At 69.9% G+C, this 17,410-nt stretch carries 19 protein-coding genes; 11 read left to right on the forward strand and 8 right to left on the reverse strand.

Annotation, left to right across the window (positions count from 1 at the left end; all coding sequences use genetic code 11):
• The first annotated feature begins 30 nt into the window (after window positions 1-30).
• Together ACWF94_RS02385 and ACWF94_RS02390 are read left to right on the forward strand one after the other, a co-directional pair.
• Window positions 31-894, forward strand: coding sequence for a helix-turn-helix domain-containing protein (locus tag ACWF94_RS02385; protein ID WP_453483886.1), 864 nt, complete (start codon window positions 31-33; stop codon window positions 892-894).
• A gap of 29 nt (window positions 895-923) precedes the next feature.
• Entirely contained in the window at window positions 924-1,109 is a 186-nt protein-coding gene (locus tag ACWF94_RS02390) for a DUF397 domain-containing protein (protein WP_453483888.1), read from the forward strand.
• 90 nt (window positions 1,110-1,199) lie between these two features.
• Here ACWF94_RS02390 and ACWF94_RS02395 read toward each other — a convergent pair whose 3' ends face one another.
• The 3 genes from ACWF94_RS02395 to ACWF94_RS02405 form a co-directional block, all read right to left on the reverse strand.
• The gene (locus ACWF94_RS02395) at window positions 1,200-1,520 is read right to left on the reverse strand and encodes a hypothetical protein (RefSeq protein ID WP_453483890.1); all 321 of its coding nucleotides are present in this window, start codon (window positions 1,518-1,520) and stop codon (window positions 1,200-1,202) included.
• Window positions 1,486-1,710 carry a hypothetical protein gene (locus ACWF94_RS02400; RefSeq protein ID WP_453483891.1) on the reverse strand — a complete coding sequence of 75 codons (225 nt, stop codon included), beginning with the start codon at window positions 1,708-1,710 and terminating at the stop codon, window positions 1,486-1,488. The genes ACWF94_RS02395 and ACWF94_RS02400 overlap by 35 nt, the downstream gene beginning before the upstream one ends.
• A 131-nt stretch (window positions 1,711-1,841) precedes the next feature.
• The gene (locus ACWF94_RS02405) at window positions 1,842-2,282 is read right to left on the reverse strand and encodes a hypothetical protein (RefSeq protein ID WP_453483893.1); all 441 of its coding nucleotides are present in this window, start codon (window positions 2,280-2,282) and stop codon (window positions 1,842-1,844) included.
• A 242-nt stretch (window positions 2,283-2,524) separates the two neighbouring features.
• Here ACWF94_RS02405 and ACWF94_RS02410 point away from each other — a divergent pair, with 242 nt between their 5' ends.
• The gene (locus tag ACWF94_RS02410; RefSeq protein WP_453483895.1) at window positions 2,525-3,484 is read left to right on the forward strand and encodes an ArsR/SmtB family transcription factor; all 960 of its coding nucleotides are present in this window, start codon (window positions 2,525-2,527) and stop codon (window positions 3,482-3,484) included.
• A 338-nt stretch (window positions 3,485-3,822) separates the two neighbouring features.
• A complete protein-coding gene (locus ACWF94_RS02415; protein ID WP_453483897.1) occupies window positions 3,823-4,278 on the forward strand; it encodes a hypothetical protein in 456 nt (151 codons plus the stop codon).
• A gap of 200 nt (window positions 4,279-4,478) precedes the next feature.
• Here the strand turns inward: ACWF94_RS02415 and ACWF94_RS02420 are convergent, their stop codons facing one another.
• Window positions 4,479-5,222 (reverse strand): SLATT domain-containing protein, encoded by a 744-nt coding sequence (locus tag ACWF94_RS02420; protein WP_453483898.1) that lies wholly within the window; start codon window positions 5,220-5,222, stop codon window positions 4,479-4,481.
• Between the two features lie 385 nt (window positions 5,223-5,607).
• Here ACWF94_RS02420 and ACWF94_RS02425 point away from each other — a divergent pair, with 385 nt between their 5' ends.
• The 7 genes from ACWF94_RS02425 (at window position 5,608) to ACWF94_RS02455 (ending at window position 13,003) form a co-directional block, all read left to right on the forward strand.
• Window positions 5,608-5,943, forward strand: coding sequence for a YbaB/EbfC family nucleoid-associated protein (locus ACWF94_RS02425; protein WP_453483919.1), 336 nt, complete (start codon window positions 5,608-5,610; stop codon window positions 5,941-5,943).
• Between the two features lie 424 nt (window positions 5,944-6,367).
• On the forward strand, window positions 6,368-6,967 hold the full coding sequence (gene recR / locus ACWF94_RS02430; protein ID WP_453483900.1) for a recombination mediator RecR: 600 nt from the start codon (window positions 6,368-6,370) through the stop codon (window positions 6,965-6,967).
• Window positions 6,960-7,619 carry a DUF5063 domain-containing protein gene (locus ACWF94_RS02435; protein ID WP_453483902.1) on the forward strand — a complete coding sequence of 220 codons (660 nt, stop codon included), beginning with the start codon at window positions 6,960-6,962 and terminating at the stop codon, window positions 7,617-7,619. The genes recR and ACWF94_RS02435 overlap by 8 nt, the downstream gene beginning before the upstream one ends.
• A 374-nt stretch (window positions 7,620-7,993) precedes the next feature.
• Window positions 7,994-9,265, forward strand: coding sequence for an aspartate kinase (locus ACWF94_RS02440; RefSeq protein WP_453483903.1), 1,272 nt, complete (start codon window positions 7,994-7,996; stop codon window positions 9,263-9,265).
• Between the two features lie 158 nt (window positions 9,266-9,423).
• The gene (locus tag ACWF94_RS02445; protein WP_453483904.1) at window positions 9,424-10,491 is read left to right on the forward strand and encodes an aspartate-semialdehyde dehydrogenase; all 1,068 of its coding nucleotides are present in this window, start codon (window positions 9,424-9,426) and stop codon (window positions 10,489-10,491) included.
• Between the two features lie 683 nt (window positions 10,492-11,174).
• Window positions 11,175-11,750 carry a SigE family RNA polymerase sigma factor gene (locus tag ACWF94_RS02450; protein ID WP_453483921.1) on the forward strand — a complete coding sequence of 192 codons (576 nt, stop codon included), beginning with the start codon at window positions 11,175-11,177 and terminating at the stop codon, window positions 11,748-11,750.
• Window positions 11,747-13,003: a hypothetical protein gene (locus ACWF94_RS02455; protein ID WP_453483906.1), complete on the forward strand. Its 1,257-nt coding sequence runs from the start codon at window positions 11,747-11,749 to the stop codon at window positions 13,001-13,003. Before ACWF94_RS02450 ends, ACWF94_RS02455 begins: the two co-directional genes overlap by 4 nt.
• A gap of 70 nt (window positions 13,004-13,073) precedes the next feature.
• On the opposite strand, the gene ACWF94_RS02460 is transcribed toward ACWF94_RS02455, so the two are convergent.
• From ACWF94_RS02460 to ACWF94_RS02475, 4 genes are all read right to left on the reverse strand, one after another.
• Window positions 13,074-13,853 carry an SURF1 family protein gene (locus ACWF94_RS02460; protein WP_453483908.1) on the reverse strand — a complete coding sequence of 260 codons (780 nt, stop codon included), beginning with the start codon at window positions 13,851-13,853 and terminating at the stop codon, window positions 13,074-13,076.
• A 27-nt stretch (window positions 13,854-13,880) separates the two neighbouring features.
• Window positions 13,881-15,764 carry a S9 family peptidase gene (locus tag ACWF94_RS02465; protein WP_453483910.1) on the reverse strand — a complete coding sequence of 628 codons (1,884 nt, stop codon included), beginning with the start codon at window positions 15,762-15,764 and terminating at the stop codon, window positions 13,881-13,883.
• Between the two features lie 153 nt (window positions 15,765-15,917).
• On the reverse strand, window positions 15,918-16,220 hold the full coding sequence (locus ACWF94_RS02470; protein ID WP_453483912.1) for a DUF6191 domain-containing protein: 303 nt from the start codon (window positions 16,218-16,220) through the stop codon (window positions 15,918-15,920).
• A gap of 216 nt (window positions 16,221-16,436) precedes the next feature.
• Window positions 16,437-17,075, reverse strand: coding sequence for a 4'-phosphopantetheinyl transferase family protein (locus tag ACWF94_RS02475; RefSeq protein ID WP_453483914.1), 639 nt, complete (start codon window positions 17,073-17,075; stop codon window positions 16,437-16,439).
• Window positions 17,076-17,410: the final 335 nt, after the last annotated feature.

Genomic DNA, 17,410 nt, shown 5'->3' on the forward strand with positions numbered 1-17,410 from the left:
ACTCCGGGACGGATGGGGAGGACCCGCACAGTGGCAGCACCCAAGGGGCCTACGAGCCGACGTGTCTACCTCGGCAAGATCTTTGAGAAGACGCGTATCGACCAAGGGCTGTCCATCGCCGACGTATCGGCGGCCCTCGGATTCTCGAAGGAGAAGATGTGGCGGTTCGAGAAGGGCCGCACGAGCCTTCCGAACACTGAGGATCTCCGTGCGCTCATGGAGCACTACGGCGTCACGGACGAAGAGGATGTCGACAACCTGCTCAAGATCCACCGCGAGTCCCTGAGCCAGGGGTGGTGGGTGCCGTACAACCCGCACCTTCAGAAGGGGATGCGCGAGTACGTCGGGCTGGAAGCCGATGCGTTGGCGATCAGTGCCTGGCAGCCAAACCTCGTGTTCGGTCCGCTTCAGACCCAGAACTACGCCCGGGCGCTCCTTGAGAGCGCGAAGACTGTCGATGAGATTACGACCGAGTTCATCGATGCAAATGTCGGCCTGCGAATGAGCCGCAAGCAACTCCTGATCGAGGATGAGCCGCGCTCGCTGTGGGTCATCATGGCCGAGGACGCCCTTCGCAGCACGATAGGGGGTCCCGAGATCATGAACGAGCAGTACGCGGAGATCGGCAGGATCGCCGCCCTCGACCACGTAACGGTGCAGATCATCCCCTCCACATCGGCCGGGTACCGAGCCAGCCAGAACTTCGCACTGCTCGACCTGGAGGAGCCGTTGACGCGGATGGTGCAGGCGGACCATGTCAATGGCCAGGCATGGGTCACTGACAAGAGGCCAGACGTCGGCCGGTTCTCCCGCCGGTTCGACGCCTTGCGAGCGGCGGCGCTCGATCCATCCGAGACGCCAAAGATGCTGAAGTCTCTAGAACGGAAGTCGTAGCCATCAACATTCAACTGAAGTCCACAGACGTGGCACACGAGGACGCCTGGGTCAAGTCCTCCTACAGCAGTGGTGCCGAAGGCAACTGCGTTGAGGTCGCCGACCTGACCTGCAACGTCGCCATACGCGACTCCAAGCACAAACAGGGCCCCGCCCTGGTCGTCCCCTCCACCGCCTGGACCGACTTCGTCGCCTTCGCGGCCGGGGCGGCCTGACCGGAGGCGACCCGTACAACGCGATGCGGTGTGCTCCTCCCCGTACGACCGAGAAGGAGCACACCGCATCCGCGCCCAACGGACGCGGTGTCAGCCGGACAGGGGCACGACCGCCGCCGTCGCCATCCCATTGTGATCGAGGGAGTACTCGCTCAGCTCGACGCTCCGGATGAGGACGCCCGGAAGCTGCTCGACGCGAGCGAGAGCTTCCTTTATGGCGTCCGTGAGGCTGGTCGCGTCGACGTAGCAAATGAACTTGGAGTAACCAGGGCCCTCCACCAGGCTCACGAAACCGTCGGCGAAGACGTCAAGGGTGTCCATGAGGTCGGACTGCTCCGGTGTGAGCGGGTCCTGCGGATGCATCAGGAAGTGCCAGCTACGCACAACTGCGGTGGGCTCGTGTGAACTCATCGATCTTCTTCGCCTCTGTTCCCGCACTCCTGGGAGTGCAATACACCTTGACGCTCTCGGAGCACGGGCAGCAGATCACATAGCCCCAGCGGTGTCTGTTCTTATCGTGTTTCACCTTAAGTCCGCACGCCTCCGCTCGACGGAGCGCCGCCTCGACGTCCTTCTTCTGGTGCCGGTCCCCAAGTCCCATGGCCGTATGTCCTACTCCCGCCCAGCGGGCGACGGCAGCGAATGCCCGGGTACTTCACCCCATCGAGGGCGCAGCCGGCACCTCTATGTCTCAGCTCGGGTCCCAAGAGGCGGTGCCGGGGGAGCACGCGCTCATCCGATGTTGTGGAAGGGGGTCCAATGGGTCGTGTACAGGTCCGGCCCGTTCGCGCCGTTCCGGGCGAGGACGCGGATGCTGACCTTTTTGTCCTCGCGCATGTTGTAGTTGCAGAATCCGCCCACACCGGCGCCCTGGTCCATGTCGCACTCGTCGTTGCGGCGGTCGTAGTTGTACCGGGCCTCAACAACCACCCGCAGGCCGTCCGCTCTGTGGTCCTTGACCCAGATCCTGTCGCCGGCGTGGTAGAAGCAGCCTTCGCCCGCGTATTCGCCCTCGATGTAGAGGTGTGTGCAGAAGTTCTCGCCGGCGAGGGGCGCCTCCGGCGCGTCGGTGGTGGTCACGGCGCCCGTACCGCTGTGAGCCTGCGCGGGGCTTGCTGTCATTGCGAGGGCGGCGACAGCGGTGACGATCCCGGCCGCGACTTTCCTTTTCATGGTCTGTTCCTCCCATGGTGCGTCCGATGCATGCTCATGGAGCCAAGCGCGCCCGTCACACGTTTCGGCGCAGACCGAAACGAGCGGGCGCCTTCCGGTGCTCGGAGGACTGTGTGCTGCGACGTGGCCGACCGGTTGGCCGAAATCGGTATGCGGCCGCTTCCGATGATCACCTGGTGTGGGACCGTGCCGTAGCAAGGGGCAACCGGTAGAGGCCGGTACAGGGGGCGGGGATGCTACGGGTGCACTTCACCGCGGAGGACCTGCTGCGGGTCACGTTCGCCCGCAGTCCGGCGCCGCTGATGGAACTGGGGCTGACCCTCGCCGGGCTCCAGCGCACGGATCTGCCGCCGGTCTTCGGCAGATGGCGGCAGTCGATGCGGCGCCTCCTGCCGCGCGGTGCGGGCCCTCTGCTGGAACTGGTGCCACCCAGCGCACACGGGCCCCTGTTCCTGGACCCGCCCACTCCCGGTCTTGACGAGGGCATCGACCAGGTCCGTGCCACCCGGCCGGGCGACGTCCGGTACCAGCTCGACCGGTTCCACACGGCCACCGGCCGCCCCGTCACGAGCTGGCACCGTCAACTGGCCGCCCAGGACGGGGAAGCCTGGGGGACTCTCGTCACCGCGCTGCACACCACACACGACGCCCTGCTGACGTCCTTCTGGCCCCGGCTGCGGGCGGCCTACGACGCCGAGTACGCCTGGCGGACCCGGCTCCTGGCCCAGTACGGCATCCGCGACACACTGGCCGGGATAGCGCCCGGCGCCCGGTGGCGGGGGACCACGCTGGAGATCCCCAGACCCCAGAAGACCGACATCGTCCTCGGCGGGCGGGGGCTGACCCTGATGCCGTCGCCGATCTGGAGTTCGTACCCGCTGCTCGCCCCGAGGCACGACGGGCCCGGTCTTCTGGTCTATCCGGCCGTGACCCCGCTGCCGCTGTGCGACGCACCGGACGGCAGCGATCCGCTGGCCGCCCTGCTCGGCACGACCCGCGCGGCGGTACTGCACCTCCTCACCACCGAACGCACCACCACCGACGTCTCCGCGCAGTTGGCCATCGCCAACTCCTCCGCCTCCGAACACACCAAGGCCCTGCGCGCCGCCCGGCTGATCACCTCGCGGCGCGAGGGCAAGACCATGCGACACCAGTGCACACCGCTCGGCCTGGACCTCCTCACCGGCAACAGCCGCCCCTGAGCAGGGCTGCACCGCCGTCCCCGGCGGATCAGAGCGCGGATCAGAGCGCGGATCAGAGCGCGGCGCGGGCATCGCAAGACGGAAGAGCGAAATGATGTCAATACGGCAGCCGTCTTTCATTTCCATGGCCAGGTCATATTTGGTTGCTGTCTTCTGGTCGATGGAATATCGGGGCGCTATCACGCCGTGGTGAGTATTCCGAGCCCAGGGTGGCCGGGGTAATTTCGCAACCGTCGGCCCATCGGCGCGGGAATTTCACTGACCCGTGCCGAGTGGTCGGCGCGCATGCCGGAACACCGGAACACCGGAATCTTCCCCTTGACACCCAGGAGGGCACCTTGAGGAAACGACTGCTCGCTGTGGCCGGAGCCGTGGCCGTCGCGGCCGTGCCGGCGCTCGCTTCGCCCGCCGCGGCGGCCCCACCCCGCTGTGTGGCCATCGCCGATTGGAAGTGGATCGGAGATGCGCGTGTCGTGGGCGAAGTCTGTGTGCAGAAGGACGTGCCCACAGGCAAGTACCGGTCGACCGTCAGCGTGGGCTGGGTCAAAACGGGCCCCACGCAGTTCCGCAACTTCGACGTTCATCTGCGTCTGGAGAAGTACGACGTCGCGGTGAAGGGGAAGGTCTGCGATTTCACTTCCAGAATCAACAGCAGTGACAACCAGATGGTTGATTGCCAGATAGCCTGGATGAGCGCACAGCCGCCCCTGACGGGCGACGCGACAATTGTCTACGATCGCGGGAGCGGTTCGCAAAGCTGGGACCTCACGGGATCGCCGGTTATCAGCTACTAGCGATTCGCCCGGGCTGCCGGTTTTCGACGGCACCCACAGAGGATTTCCGTGGGTGCCGTCCGTCCGCCGTGGCCGCCTGACTCACTTGAGGAACTGGCGGAACGGGAGGAACGGGAGGAACGGGAGGAACAGGCGGAACTGGAACAGCGGATCGGGGTGTGGCCGCCGGCGGGACCGCGACCGTCCGCAGGGGCAGCGCGCTACCTCGGCGGCTCCGGCGGACGCTGGCGCGGCATGTTCGGGCGGGTGCCCGGGGGGAGTGGGCCACGGCCCGGGGGCGGGGTGTCCAGGGGGCGGGAGGCGCCCGGGGGGAGTGGGAGGGACTGGAGGACCATCGGGCCCGGGGTCGCGCCGGCGAACTCGCGCATCCAGTCGGCGGTCTCGGCGCGGACGAGTTCGGTCATGTCCTCGGAGAAGCGGCGCAGGACGCCGAGGCAGCGTTCGGCAGCCTCGCTGGCGGTGCCCTCGGCGGGGCCGAGGACCTCGCGGACGCTCTCGGATGCCCAGTCGAACTGGAGGGCCTGGAGGCGGCGCTGTACGGCCTGGGCGGTGGCGACGTTGCGCATCCAGCCCGAGGTCACGCCGAAGTAGCGGTCGCAGCCGAGGAAGGCGGCGCCCAGGAGGAGGGAGAGATAGCCCCACTGGGCGGCGCCGGAGACGATCCCGGTGAGGTCGAGGAGGGGGAGGGTGGCGCCCGCGACGGCGCCGATGGCGGTGCCGAGGCGCAGCAGCCGGGCGGTCAGGCGCTGGCGGCCACGGTCGGAGAGGTACCACTCGGCGGTGCGCAGGGCGCCCGTCTCGACCCAGCGGTACAGCTCGTCCAGGCGTTCCGCGGGCTCTCCCCAGTCGCCGAGCGGAAACGGCCTCCCGGTCAGGTCACCGCGCGGCTCCTCGCCGCGCTCCTCCCGGGCCGGCCCCCCGGGCTGCATCTCCGGCTGGGTCACCGGGGCACTCCTCAATTCAACTGACGTACGGCTGACAGGCGCCTGACGTGCGGCCCGATGTGGGGGCGGACGCGCGACCGTCGTACGGCGTAACTCTGTGTGACTGATAATGTGCGTGGGTAATGTGTGAGTAAATGGGGCAAGGTGGGCAGGGCGGACAGGTGTGCACCACCGGCAGAGTGATGCGCACGCCCTTCATACCGCCGAATGGTGGTCCTGGGGGCGGAAATCCCAGTATTTCCGCCCGCCCGTGCACTGTGATCAGGTAGAGGACCCGCAGGATACTCACTCGAAAGAGTTGTCGTCGCGAGGTGCGGCGAGCTGCCCGGCGACCACGTAGGCTCGGCATGCCGAACAAATGTCGTCGAAAGTGCCAGGAGAGATCGTGATCCCCGGTGGTGGCCAGCCCAATATGCAGCAGCTTCTCCAGCAGGCCCAGAAGATGCAGCAGGATCTCGCCCGCGCCCAGGAGGAGCTGGCACGGACCGAGGTGGACGGCCAGGCGGGCGGCGGGCTGGTGAAGGCCACGGTGAACGGTTCCGGGGAGCTGCGCGGGCTGGTCATCGACCCCAAGGCGGTCGACCCGGAGGACACCGAGACCCTCGCGGACCTCGTGGTCGCCGCCGTCCAGGCAGCCAACGAGAACGCGCAGCAGCTCCAGCAGGAGAAGCTCGGCCCCCTCGCCCAGGGCATGGGCGGAATGCCGGGCCTGCCCTTCTGAAAGCCCTTCTGGGCACACCTGGGCGCAACTGGGTGCACCTAGGGGCACCTGAAGGAACCTGCTAGGGGCACCTGAAGGAACCTGAGGGTGCTTTCGGGGGCCGGGCGGGGCATCCGGGGCATTCGAGAGGCAGCCGGGGCATTCGACCCGCCCCGAAGTGCCGCCGGCGACCGCCGGTCACCTCTGAGGCCCCGGAGGGCTTCTGGGGACGCGGCACAGCAACTACCGTACGAGCCCTGAGGGTGTCCGTACCGGCGGTAGCGAGTCGGCGGCGGCGAACCCGGCGGAAGTCGGCAGAACCGCAGTACCGGAAGAACCGGAAGAACTGCCGGAAGAACGGCAGCACCGCAGTGCCAGAAAAACCGGAAGAACTGGCAGTACCGCAGACCCGGCGGATTCGGACCGGCAGAGGAGAGGCAGTCCGTTGTACGAAGGCGTGGTTCAGGACCTCATCGACGAACTGGGCAGGCTGCCCGGCGTCGGTCCCAAGAGCGCGCAGCGGATCGCCTTTCACATCCTCCAGGCCGAGCCGACCGACGTACGCCGCCTCGCCCACACCCTGCTGGAAGTGAAGGACAAGGTCCGTTTCTGCGCAGTCTGCGGCAACGTCGCACAGCAGGAACAGTGCGGGATCTGCCGCGATCCCCGCCGCGACCACTCCGTCATCTGTGTGGTGGAGGAGTCGAAGGACGTCGTGGCGATCGAGCGGACCCGGGAATTCAGGGGCCGCTACCACGTACTGGGCGGGGCCATCAGCCCCATCGACGGCGTTGGCCCCGACGACCTGCGGATTCGCGAACTGCTCGCCCGTCTCGCGGACGGCGCGGTCACCGAACTGATTCTGGCCACGGACCCCAATCTGGAGGGCGAGGCCACCGCCACATATCTGGCGCGCATGATAAAGCCGATGGGCCTGAAGGTCACCCGGCTGGCCAGTGGTCTGCCCGTGGGGGGAGACTTGGAATACGCCGACGAGGTCACGTTGGGACGTGCCTTCGAGGGGAGACGACTACTCGATGTCTGACGCCATGCTGCACGCGACAAGCCAGGACCCGGACGACTTCGCGGTCCAGATCGCGGACTCGATCGAGTCCTTCATCGTCGCGACCACGGAAGTCGCGAAGGGCGACGAGCCGGACAGTGCGGTGCCCTTCCTGCTGCTGGAGGTCTCCCAACTCCTGCTGACCGGCGGCCGGCTGGGTGCGCACGAGGACATCGTCCCGGACGAGCGCTATGAGACGGACACCGGTCCCGAACCGGACGTGGACGATCTGCGGGAGAAGTTCGCGCTGCTCCTGGACCCGGTGGATGTGTTCTCCGAGGTCTTCGACCCGTACGAACCGCGAAAGGCGCCGGTCCCCAACCGTATTTCCGACAATCTCGCCGATATCGTCACCGAGCTGCGCCATGGCCTCGCCCACTACCGCGCGGGCCGCACCACCGAGGCGCTGTGGTGGTGGCAGTTCTCGTACTTCTCCAACTGGGGGCCGACCGCGTCGGCGACCCTGCGCGCCCTGATGTCGCTGGTCGCGCATGTCCGGCTCGACCAGCCGCTTGAGGAGCTGGACGGCCTGGACACGGACGAGGACCTGGCGGACGACGCGCTGGCGGAGGAGGCGGGCAAGGTGATGGCGGAGGAGATCGCGGCTCCGCTGGGCCTGCGGACGCTCACCTGAGCCCGAGCCTGGGCCTGGGCCTGAGTCCGATCCTGAGCCCGAGCTTGAGCCTGGGCCCTGCGGACGCTCACCCGAGCCCGAGCCCCGCGGAGGCACCCGAGCCTGGGCCTGAGCCCGAGGCCCGCCACCGGGGTCTCTGAGCCGACGGAGGTGATTGTGACCCGGCACACAAACCGCGTACCCGGCCCCCCTGCGGGCAGTAGTCGGTGCGAGCGGCTGTCAGGCCCCTGGGTGATCGCTGACTGACCACTGACTGATCACTGGCTGAGCGGCGTATCTCACGATACGGCCGTACGGAGCCGGCGGCAGGCCGCTCGTTAGACTGACCCGACCGCAGTACATGGCTGCGGCGCAGAACCGAGCGAGGAGCGCACGTGGGCCTTGTCGTGCAGAAGTACGGAGGCTCCTCCGTTGCTGATGCCGAGGGCATCAAGCGGGTCGCCAAGCGAATCGTGGACGCCAAGAAGAACGGCCACCAGGTGGTCGTCGTGGTATCCGCGATGGGCGACACAACGGATGAGCTGATCGATCTCGCCGGGCAGGTGTCCCCGATCCCTGCCGGGCGCGAGTTCGACATGCTGCTGACCGCGGGAGAGCGGATCTCCATGGCACTGCTGGCCATGGCGATCAAAAACCTGGGCCACGAGGCCCAGTCGTTCACCGGCAGCCAGGCCGGCGTCATCACCGACTCGGTCCACAACAAAGCACGCATCATCGATGTGACGCCGGGCCGGATCCGTACGGCGCTGGACGAGGGCAACATCGCCATCGTCGCCGGATTCCAGGGTGTGTCCCAGGACAAGAAGGACATCACCACGCTCGGCCGAGGCGGCTCGGACACCACGGCGGTCGCCCTCGCGGCGGCGCTGGACGCCGAGGTCTGTGAGATCTACACGGATGTGGACGGCGTCTTCACCGCCGACCCCCGGGTGGTGCCCAGGGCCCAGAAGATCGAGTGGATCTCCTTCGAGGACATGCTGGAGCTGGCCTCGTCCGGTTCCAAGGTGCTGCTGCACCGCTGCGTCGAGTACGCACGCCGATACAACATCCCGATCCATGTCCGCTCGTCCTTCTCCGGGCTCCGCGGTACCTGGGTCAGCAACGAGCCGCAGGGAGCCCAGCAGGTGGAGCACGCCATCATCTCCGGAGTCGCCCACGACGTCTCCGAGGCCAAGGTCACGGTTGTCGGGGTGCCGGACAAGCCGGGCGAGGCCGCGGCCATCTTCCGTACGATCGCCGACGCCGAGATCAATATCGACATGGTCGTCCAGAACGTCTCGGCGGCCACCACGGCCCTCACCGACATCTCCTTCACCCTCCCCAAGACGGACGGTGCCAAGGCGATCGACGCGCTGGAGAAGGCCAAGGCCGCGATCGGCTTCGACTCGCTGCGCTATGACGACCAGATCGGCAAGATCTCGCTGGTCGGCGCGGGGATGAAGACCAACCCGGGCGTCACCGCCTCCTTCTTCGAGGCGCTCTCCGACGCGGGGGTGAACATCGAGCTGATCTCGACATCCGAGATCCGTATCTCGGTGGTCACGCGCGCCGACGATGTGAACGAGGCCGTACGCGCGGTGCACACCGCCTTCGGCCTGGACAGCGACTCCGACGAGGCGGTCGTCTACGGGGGCACCGGGCGGTGACGCGTCACCGGGCTCCGTACGGTGGACCGTGAGGACGACGGGCTGTCGACGGGCTACCGATGGGTGATGAACCGCGAGGACGACGGGCCATGAACCGCAAGGACAGCCGACGATGAGCCGTAAGGACAGCGGACGATGAGCCGCAAGGACGCCGCGCGATGAGCAGCAAGCCGGGGCTCGCGGTCGTCGGCGCGACCGGGGCCGTCGGTGCGGTCATGCTCCAGATTCTGTCCCAGCACGAGGACATCTGGGGAGATATACGGCTCATCGCCTCCCCGCGCTCGGCCGGGCGCAAGCTCGGCGTGCGCGGGGAGCAGTGCGAGGTCGTCGCGCTCGGTGAGGAGGCCCTCACGGGTGTCGACGTGGCGCTCTTCCTGGTGCCCGCGGAGGTCTCCGCGCAGTGGGCGCCGATCGCCGCCGCCAAGGGCGCGGTGGTCGTGGACATGTCCTCCGCGTTCCGGCTCGACGAGGATGTGCCGCTCGTCGTCCCCGAGGTCAATCCCCACGCCGTACGGGTCCGGCCGCGCGGCATCGTCGCGAGCCCGCACGACACCACCCTCGCGATGCTCCCGGCGGTGGGCGCGCTGCACGCCGAGTTCGGGCTGCGCGAGCTGGTCGTCTCCTCCTACCAGGCGGTCAGCGGTGCCGGCCGGGACGCCGTCACCGCCCTGCGGGCCCAGCTCTCCCTGGTCGCCGGTACGGAGCTGGGCACGGGCCCCGGGGACGTACGCCGGGCGGTGGGCGATCCGGCGGGCAACGGGCCGGGGCCCTTCCCGGCGCCGATCGCGCTCAATGTGGTGCCCTGGACGGGCACGCTCCAGGACGGCGGCTGGTCGTCGGAGGAACTGGGGCTGCGGAACGAGACCCGCAAGATCCTGGGTCTGCCGACGCTGCGGGTGGCGGCGACATTCGTCCGGGTGCCGGTCCTCACCGCGCACTCCCTCGCCGTGCACGCCCGCTTCGAGAACGAGGTCACGGTGGCGCGGGCCCACGAGATCCTGGCGACCTCACCGGGCGTGGTGCTCTACGACGACCCGGCCGCGGGCGACTTCCCCACACCCGCCGATGTCGTCGGGACGGATCCGACCTGGGTGGGGCGGGTGCGGCGGTCGCCGGACGACCCCTGTGCGCTGGACCTGTTCGTCTGCGGCGACAACCTCCGCAAGGGAGCCGCGCTGAACTCCGCCCAGATCGCGGAGGCGATCGCCGCGGACTTCACCCGGTGAGCACCCTCCGGGACTTCACCCGGTGAGCACCCTCCGGGACTTCACCCGGTGAGCACCCTCTGGGGCTTCGCCCGCTGAGTCCTCTGAGTCCTCTGAGTCCTCTGAGTCCTCTGAGTCCTCGCCCTCAGGGGCGCACCCGGTGAGCGTTCGCCCGGTGAGTCGGCTTCATCGTCTGACGACCGCGGACTTCACGGCGTGATCACCGTACGGCCGGCCTTACGGCAAGATCGAAATTTCGCCGCGGGCTCTGGACGTGGACATGGTTGAGGTTTGTAGGATCTGTGAACAGCCCGTGCGTGCCCTGTGCGCATGTCTGCGCATGTTGAAGGTCTGTACCATTTGAACCGGGGTGCGGCGATGCTCGGCAATTCGCTTCCCAGGTCTGCAACCAGCAGCCGCGCGGGAAGCGTCTTTGCGGTCGCCTCTATACGGTGCCGCGAAAAATGGGGCATTGGGGAAGAGCGAGTACGCATGACGGCAGAAGGAACACCGCCGAACGCGGTGGCGTACGCGTACAACCCTGACGGGGGGAAACGTGTCCAACAGACGTGGCAGAGGTACTCGACATCGCAGGGATGGTCCCGATCCGCAGCGCGGCGCAGCGCCTGGGCCGGGCCGGATCGGTGGTTCCCGTACGCGGCGTGCCCGCGCGCCCGGCGGGCAGACCCCGCCCCTCCGGCGGTATGCCGGTGATCGCTCCCATGCCCACACCGCGCACCACCCGTGTGCCCGCACAGCGCGAGGGCGCTGACGAGACCATGGCAGCGGGCACCACCGTCGATCACCTCACCGAGACCTACCGCGCCCACTACCGATCACTGCTCGGCCTCGCGGCACTGCTCCTGGATGACACCGCCTCCTGCGAGGACGTGGTCCAGGAGGCGTTCATCCGCGTCCACTCGGCGCGCAACCGGGTGCGCGACCCGGAGAAGACCCTCGCCTATCTGCGTCAGACCGTGGTCAACCTCTCCCGGTCCGCGCTGCGCCGTCGCATCCTCGGGCTCAAACTGCTCTCCAAACCGATGCCGGACATGGCGAGCGCCGAAGAGGGGGCGTACGACCAACTGGAGCGCGACGCCCTGATCAAGGCCATGCGCGGACTCCAGCGCCGCCAGCGCGAGGTGCTCGTACTGCGGTACTTCGCCGATATGACGGAGGCGCAGGTCGCCGCGACGCTGGGCATATCGCTCGGCTCGGTGAAGGCGTACGGCTCCCGGGGCATCGCGGCGCTGCGGGTCGCCATGGAGGCGACGGCATGAGCGACGACAAGAAGGGGTTCGAGCGGCCTGGGCCGGACGGGCCGCCCGACGACCGGACCGAGAACGAGATGGTGAACAACGGGCTGGGCGGGAGCGAGCCGGACGCGGACGGACCCAGCGCGAGTGAGCGGAGCGCGGGTGAGCCGGGCACTGGCGGGCCGGGTGCGGGTGGGCCGGGTGCTGGCTGGCCGGGCGGGAGCGGCTTGGGCACTGGCGGGCCGCTGGGGGGCGAGCCGGAAGGGGAGGAGCTGGCCCTGCGCCGGCTGCTCCAGGGCGCCGTCCAGGACCTCGCGCCCGCCGAGGGAGCCCTCGACCAGCTCCGCAGGGCGGTGCCCGCGCGCCGCGCGCGCAAACGGCAGGCGCTCATCGGCGCCGCCGCCGCGGCACTGCTGATCGGTACCGCGGTCCCGGCCTTCGTGACCGTGGCCGACTCGGGCGGCGGCGGCGACGAGGCCAGGCCCGTCAACGCCGGGCACGGCCAGCACACGCAAGGCGGCAGCGGGGGTGACAAGAAGGAGACGGGCGGTGAGCACAGCACCGGCGGTCCCACAGCGGGAGTCTCCGGCAAGCCGCAGTACCCCGACACGGTGACACGATCCCCCGGCAGCCCGCAGCCGGGCACGGGCAGCGGCGACGGCGCGACCGGCGCTCCGCAGGAGATCACCGGCAGCGTCGCGGCGTCCTCACCGGTCTGCGACGCGGCCCAGCTCGGCATCGCCGCCTCCCAGGCGGCAGGGCCGGACGCCGAGGGCAAGGTGTACGGATCCTTCCGCGTCGCCAACGTCTCCACCACCGCCTGCGCGATCGACGGCAAGGGCACGGTCTCCTTCGAGCCGCAGGGCGCGGCCGACCGCGCGAAGATCAATGTGGTCGACCATACGTCGGGCGACGCGGCGACCGGCCTGCCCGACCCCGCCCAGGAGTCATCGGCCCTCCTGCTGAAGCCGGACAAGGCGTACGAGGTCCGGTTCGCCTGGGTCCCGAACGAGACCTGCCCGACCACCGGCCCGTCCCCCGACCCCAGCCCATCCGAAGGCGGCGGCGGCTCCACCACCACCGGCGCGAGCAGCAGCGGCACCGGCACCCCGCCGGGCAACACATCCCCGCAACTCATCACCGAGGACGGCGGCACCCAGGACGGCAGCATCGCCATCACCCACACCGCCGACCCGGGCGCCCCCAGCGCGGAAACGACCATCCCCAACGCCTGCTCCGGCACGATCTACCGGACGGGCGTCCTGACCGGGCAGTAACAGCGCCCCGGGCCCGAGCGCGGAGAGGCTCTTGAGCCCGGACCCGCGACAGGCCAGACCGACCCCACCCTCAGACCGGCTCCGGCTGCGCCCGCGGTTCCAACTCCGGCTCCAGGCCCAGGGCGCGGTCGCGGGCCGCTTCCGCCTCGCGGCGCAGCAGACGGAACCACATGAAGAGCACGAACGCCGCGAACACGAACCACTCCCCGGAGTACCCCAGGTTCTGGAACGCCTTCAGGTCCAGCCCGCTGCCTTCCGGGGCGGTCGCCGGGACCGGCACCAGCCCGTCGTCCGCCTCCGTCAGCGTCACCCACGCGTCGTACACATCGTCGGGTACGAGATTCACCAGCGCCGACGCGCTGATCATCCCCAGCTGGCCGCTCGGCAGCCCGCCCGTCGAATGGACCCCGTCGGTGCCCGCGTTCTCCGATGCCTGGAGCGCTCCCGTGACCGTGACCTCGCCGACCGGGGCCGCCGGGACCGGCCGGCCCTCCGCCAGCCAGCCCCGGACCACGGGCAGGGTCCAGCCGCCGTCGGTCCTCAGCAGGCTCAGCACATAGGAGCCGCGCTCACCGTCCAGCTCACGGCCGGGTACGACGAACTGCTCGCCGTACCGGCCCTTCGTGACCGCCTGCCGGCCGGAGGTCTCCTTGTCGACCGGCAGCAGCTCGTCCAGCGGCACCGCACGGCGCTCGTCGGGTGTGGGCTCCCGCTTGGCGTCCTGGTGGGACGCCATCCGGTCCTCGAACCTCCCGAGCTGCCAGGTCCCCATGAAGATGCAGAACGGGATCGCCAGCAGAACGAACACATGGAGACCCAGCCAGCGGGGCGACAGCAGGAACCGGTACACCCCTCCACGGTACGGAACGCGCTCCGGCTAGCGCCCTCCACCCCCCTCTCCCGCGTCCCCTTCCACTCGGTCCCCGGCGGCCGGACGCTCCCCGGCGGCCACCGGGCCGGCCGGGGCCGCGCCCCCGCCCAGATGGGCCGCGGCGAACGCGATCTCCATGCCCACCTGCTTGATCCGCTCCTCCACCACCAGCGAGCCATGGCCCGCGTCGTACCGGTACACCTCATGGACCGCGCCGCGCGCCGCCAGCCGCTCCACATAGTTCTCCACCTGGCGGATGGGGCAGCGCGGGTCGTTGACCCCCGCCGAGATGTAGACCGGTGCCCGCACGGCGTCCACATAGGTCAGCGGCGACGACGCCGCGAACCGCTCCGGCACCTCCTCCGGAGTGCCGCCCAGCAGGGTGCGGTCCATCGCCTTCAGGGCCTCCATCTCGTCGTGGTAGGCGGTGACATAGTCCGCGACGGGCACCGCCGCCAGCCCCAGCGCCCAGGCATCGGGCTGGGTGCCCAGACCGAGCAGGGTCAGATAACCGCCCCAGGAGCCGCCCGCCAGGATCAGCTTCGCAGGGTCGGCCAGCCCGGAGGCCACCGCCCACTCACGGACCGCCGCGATGTCCTCCAGCTCGATCAGCCCGACCCGGTGCTTGAGGGCGTCCGTCCACGCCCGCCCATACCCCGTCGAACCCCGGTAGTTGACCCGGACGACCGCATAGCCGTGGTCGATCCAGGCGGCCGGGCCGCCCGCGAAGGCGTCGCTGTCGTGCCAGGTCGGGCCGCCGTGAATCTCGAAGACCGTCGGCAGCGGACCGGTGGTCCCCTCCGGGCGCTGCACCAGGGCGTGAATACGGCCCCCGGGCCCCTCCACCCACGCGTCCTCGACCGGCACCGACCCCGGCGCGCGCATCCCCGGCGGGTCGAGGACGACCCCGCCCGCCGTCGAGCGCACCTGCGGCGGCAGCGCCGCCGACGACCAGAGGTACTCCACATCGCCGCCGGGCCGGGCCGTCGCCCCCGACACCGAACCGGCCGGGGTGTCGATCCGGGTCAGTCCGCGCGTCGCCAGGTCGTACCGCCACAGCTCACCACGCGCCTCATGGCTGTGTGCGATCAGAAGACCCGAACCGTCGTGATACCACTCCGCGTTCACATCGCCCGGCAGCTCGATCGCGAGGTCCGTCTGCTCACCGGAGGCGAGGTCCCAGAGCATCGGCTCCCAGCGCCCGCGCCGCTGATGCCCCACGAGCAGCCGGGTGTCCCCGTCCACCGGAGCGAACCCGAGGACGCTCAGCCCCAGCTCCGCCGTGCCCCCTTGGGTGTCGTCCAGCTCCGCCACCGGGCTGCCGTCGAGCCGGACGACGCGGAGCGCCGAATGCATCGCGTCCCCGTGCTCGGTGTGCTCGATCGCGATCAGCGTCCCGTCGTACGACAGATCGCCGACCCCGGCCGACTCCCGGTGCCGGTAGATCTCGACCGGCTCGGCGCCCTCACGGACCACATGGATCGTCGAGCCGTCCTCGTCGGTGGACCGCCCGATCACCGCGACGCCGTGCCGGCCGATCGCCAGACCGCCCCCGTACGACGGCGCGAGCCCGGGGGCCGCGGGCACATCGTCGCCACCGCCGAAGGGCTGCCGCATCCATATCCCGAACTCGTCCCCGTCCGTGTCCGAGAACCACCAGATCCACTCGCCGTCGGGGGACAGCGTCCCGTCCGTCGTGCCGCTGGGCCGGTCGGTGGCCTGCCGCTGCCCGCCGGTCGCCCGGTCCCAGGCGTACAGCTCGTACGTCCCCGTGGCATTCGACACGAAGAGCGCGCGGTCGGGCGCGTCCTCCGCCCAGTCGGGAAGGGAGACGCGCGGCGCACGGAAGCGCTTCTCCCAGTCGGGCATCGAGTCGGTGATCTCAGTCATGCCCCCATTCTGCGCCGGACCGCCGACATTTCGTTCGCACTGCCCGCAGCCTGTGGATAACCTCGGCCGCAGGCCCGCTGTCCGCTGGCCCGCTGGCCGCTGGCGGTCCGTGCGGGTCGGACGGTCGGCGGGGGCGATTGTCAGTGGTGTCGCCTACGGTGATTGCGGTGCTTGTGGCAGCCGCACCACTGCGCGACCTCCGTCCAGGTCCACGGTGGAGCGGTGCGGCGGTGCCCCGTCCTCCTCGTCGTCCCGCAGCAGCAGGGCGCTCTGGCGCTCCTTCAGCTCGCTCTGCTTGCCCGGCGAGAAGGTTGCGTGCAACTGCTCGAACCCGGTCGCGGACACTTGCCCCCGCCGCTTACCGCGCCCGGTAGCCCGCAGTATCTGGTCGGTGAAGGCTATGACGATGAGCACGATCACCAACCCGGGGAGGGTCATGAGGACGACGAATTCCATACGCTGAGTCTCCAATACGGCAGAAGCGATCGGCCGGAGTCCGGACGGGGATCGAGATCGGGTTCGGGTTCGGGTTCGGGTTCGGGAGCGGCCAGGGTCCGGGCAGAATCGTTCGCCCGGGCCGCCCCCGATCGGCCTGCGGGCGGGGTCGGTATCCCTTCGCCGCCCGGCTGGTGGCCCGCGGCGTCCGAGCGCCCGTGCCCGCCGTGTGCCGGGTCAGCCACCGGACCCTGTGACGCGTACGGCGACGGCCGCCGCATAGCCGGGGGGAACCGGCAGATCACCGAGCGACCAGCCTTTCCGCGCGGCCGGTTCGGGGCCGGCCCCCACATAGGTGCGGGACAGTTCCTCGTTCAGGCCGACGCCGGTCGCCTTCAGCAGGGACTCCTTGCGGGTCCAGCAGCGGACGAAGGCGGCGGCGCGCTCGCCGGCGGGCAGCGCCGCCAGTTCCGCACGCTCCCGGGGGTGCAGCTGGGTCGCGACATCGGCGACGGTCCCGGGGTCGGGCACGGCCTCGACGTCCACCCCGACCGGCGCGGCTGCCAGGGCGATCAGCACCATGCCGCCGGTGTGCGAGAGCGAGAAGTGCGCCTCGCCCCCGGGGAGGACGGGCCGTCCGTGCGGCCCGCCGCAGTGGGCGCACGGCTCCCGGCTCAGCGTGATCGCCTCGGGCGGCCGTCCCAGCCGCTCACCGAGGAGCCTGCGCAGGGTCACATGCGCGACCGCGTAGGCATCCCGGTCGGCGGGCCGGCGAAAGGCGTCCAGCCGGGCCTTCTCCCCGGCGTCCAGCAGGTGGCGGTGAGCGAGCGCGTCAGCGGCGTACTCCGGCACCTGCCCCGACCACAGCAGCTCCACTCCTGGGGGCGGTGTCCCCGATCCGGAGTGCGGGCTGGGTCCCGGGCGGGTCTCCGATCCCTGGCGGGCTCCTGACCCCGGGCGCGTGCTGGGCTCCGGGCCGGTGCCGGTGGCGGTGTCCGATCCCGGGCGGGTGCCCGCCCCTGGGCCGCTGCCGGGTCCCGGGCGCGTGCTGGGTCCCGGGCCGGTGCCCGCTCCGGGGCCGGTGCCCGCCCCCTGGCCGCTGGGTGTCGCCGTCGCCATACGCCGCTTTCCTCCTCGGGTCGCAAGGGTATCCAGGTCCTCGATCCCGCGAGCCGGGACCGGGGTCTGGCCGGTGTCGGCGCCGGGCCCGG

The organism is Streptomyces sp. NPDC055078, assembly GCF_053607985.1.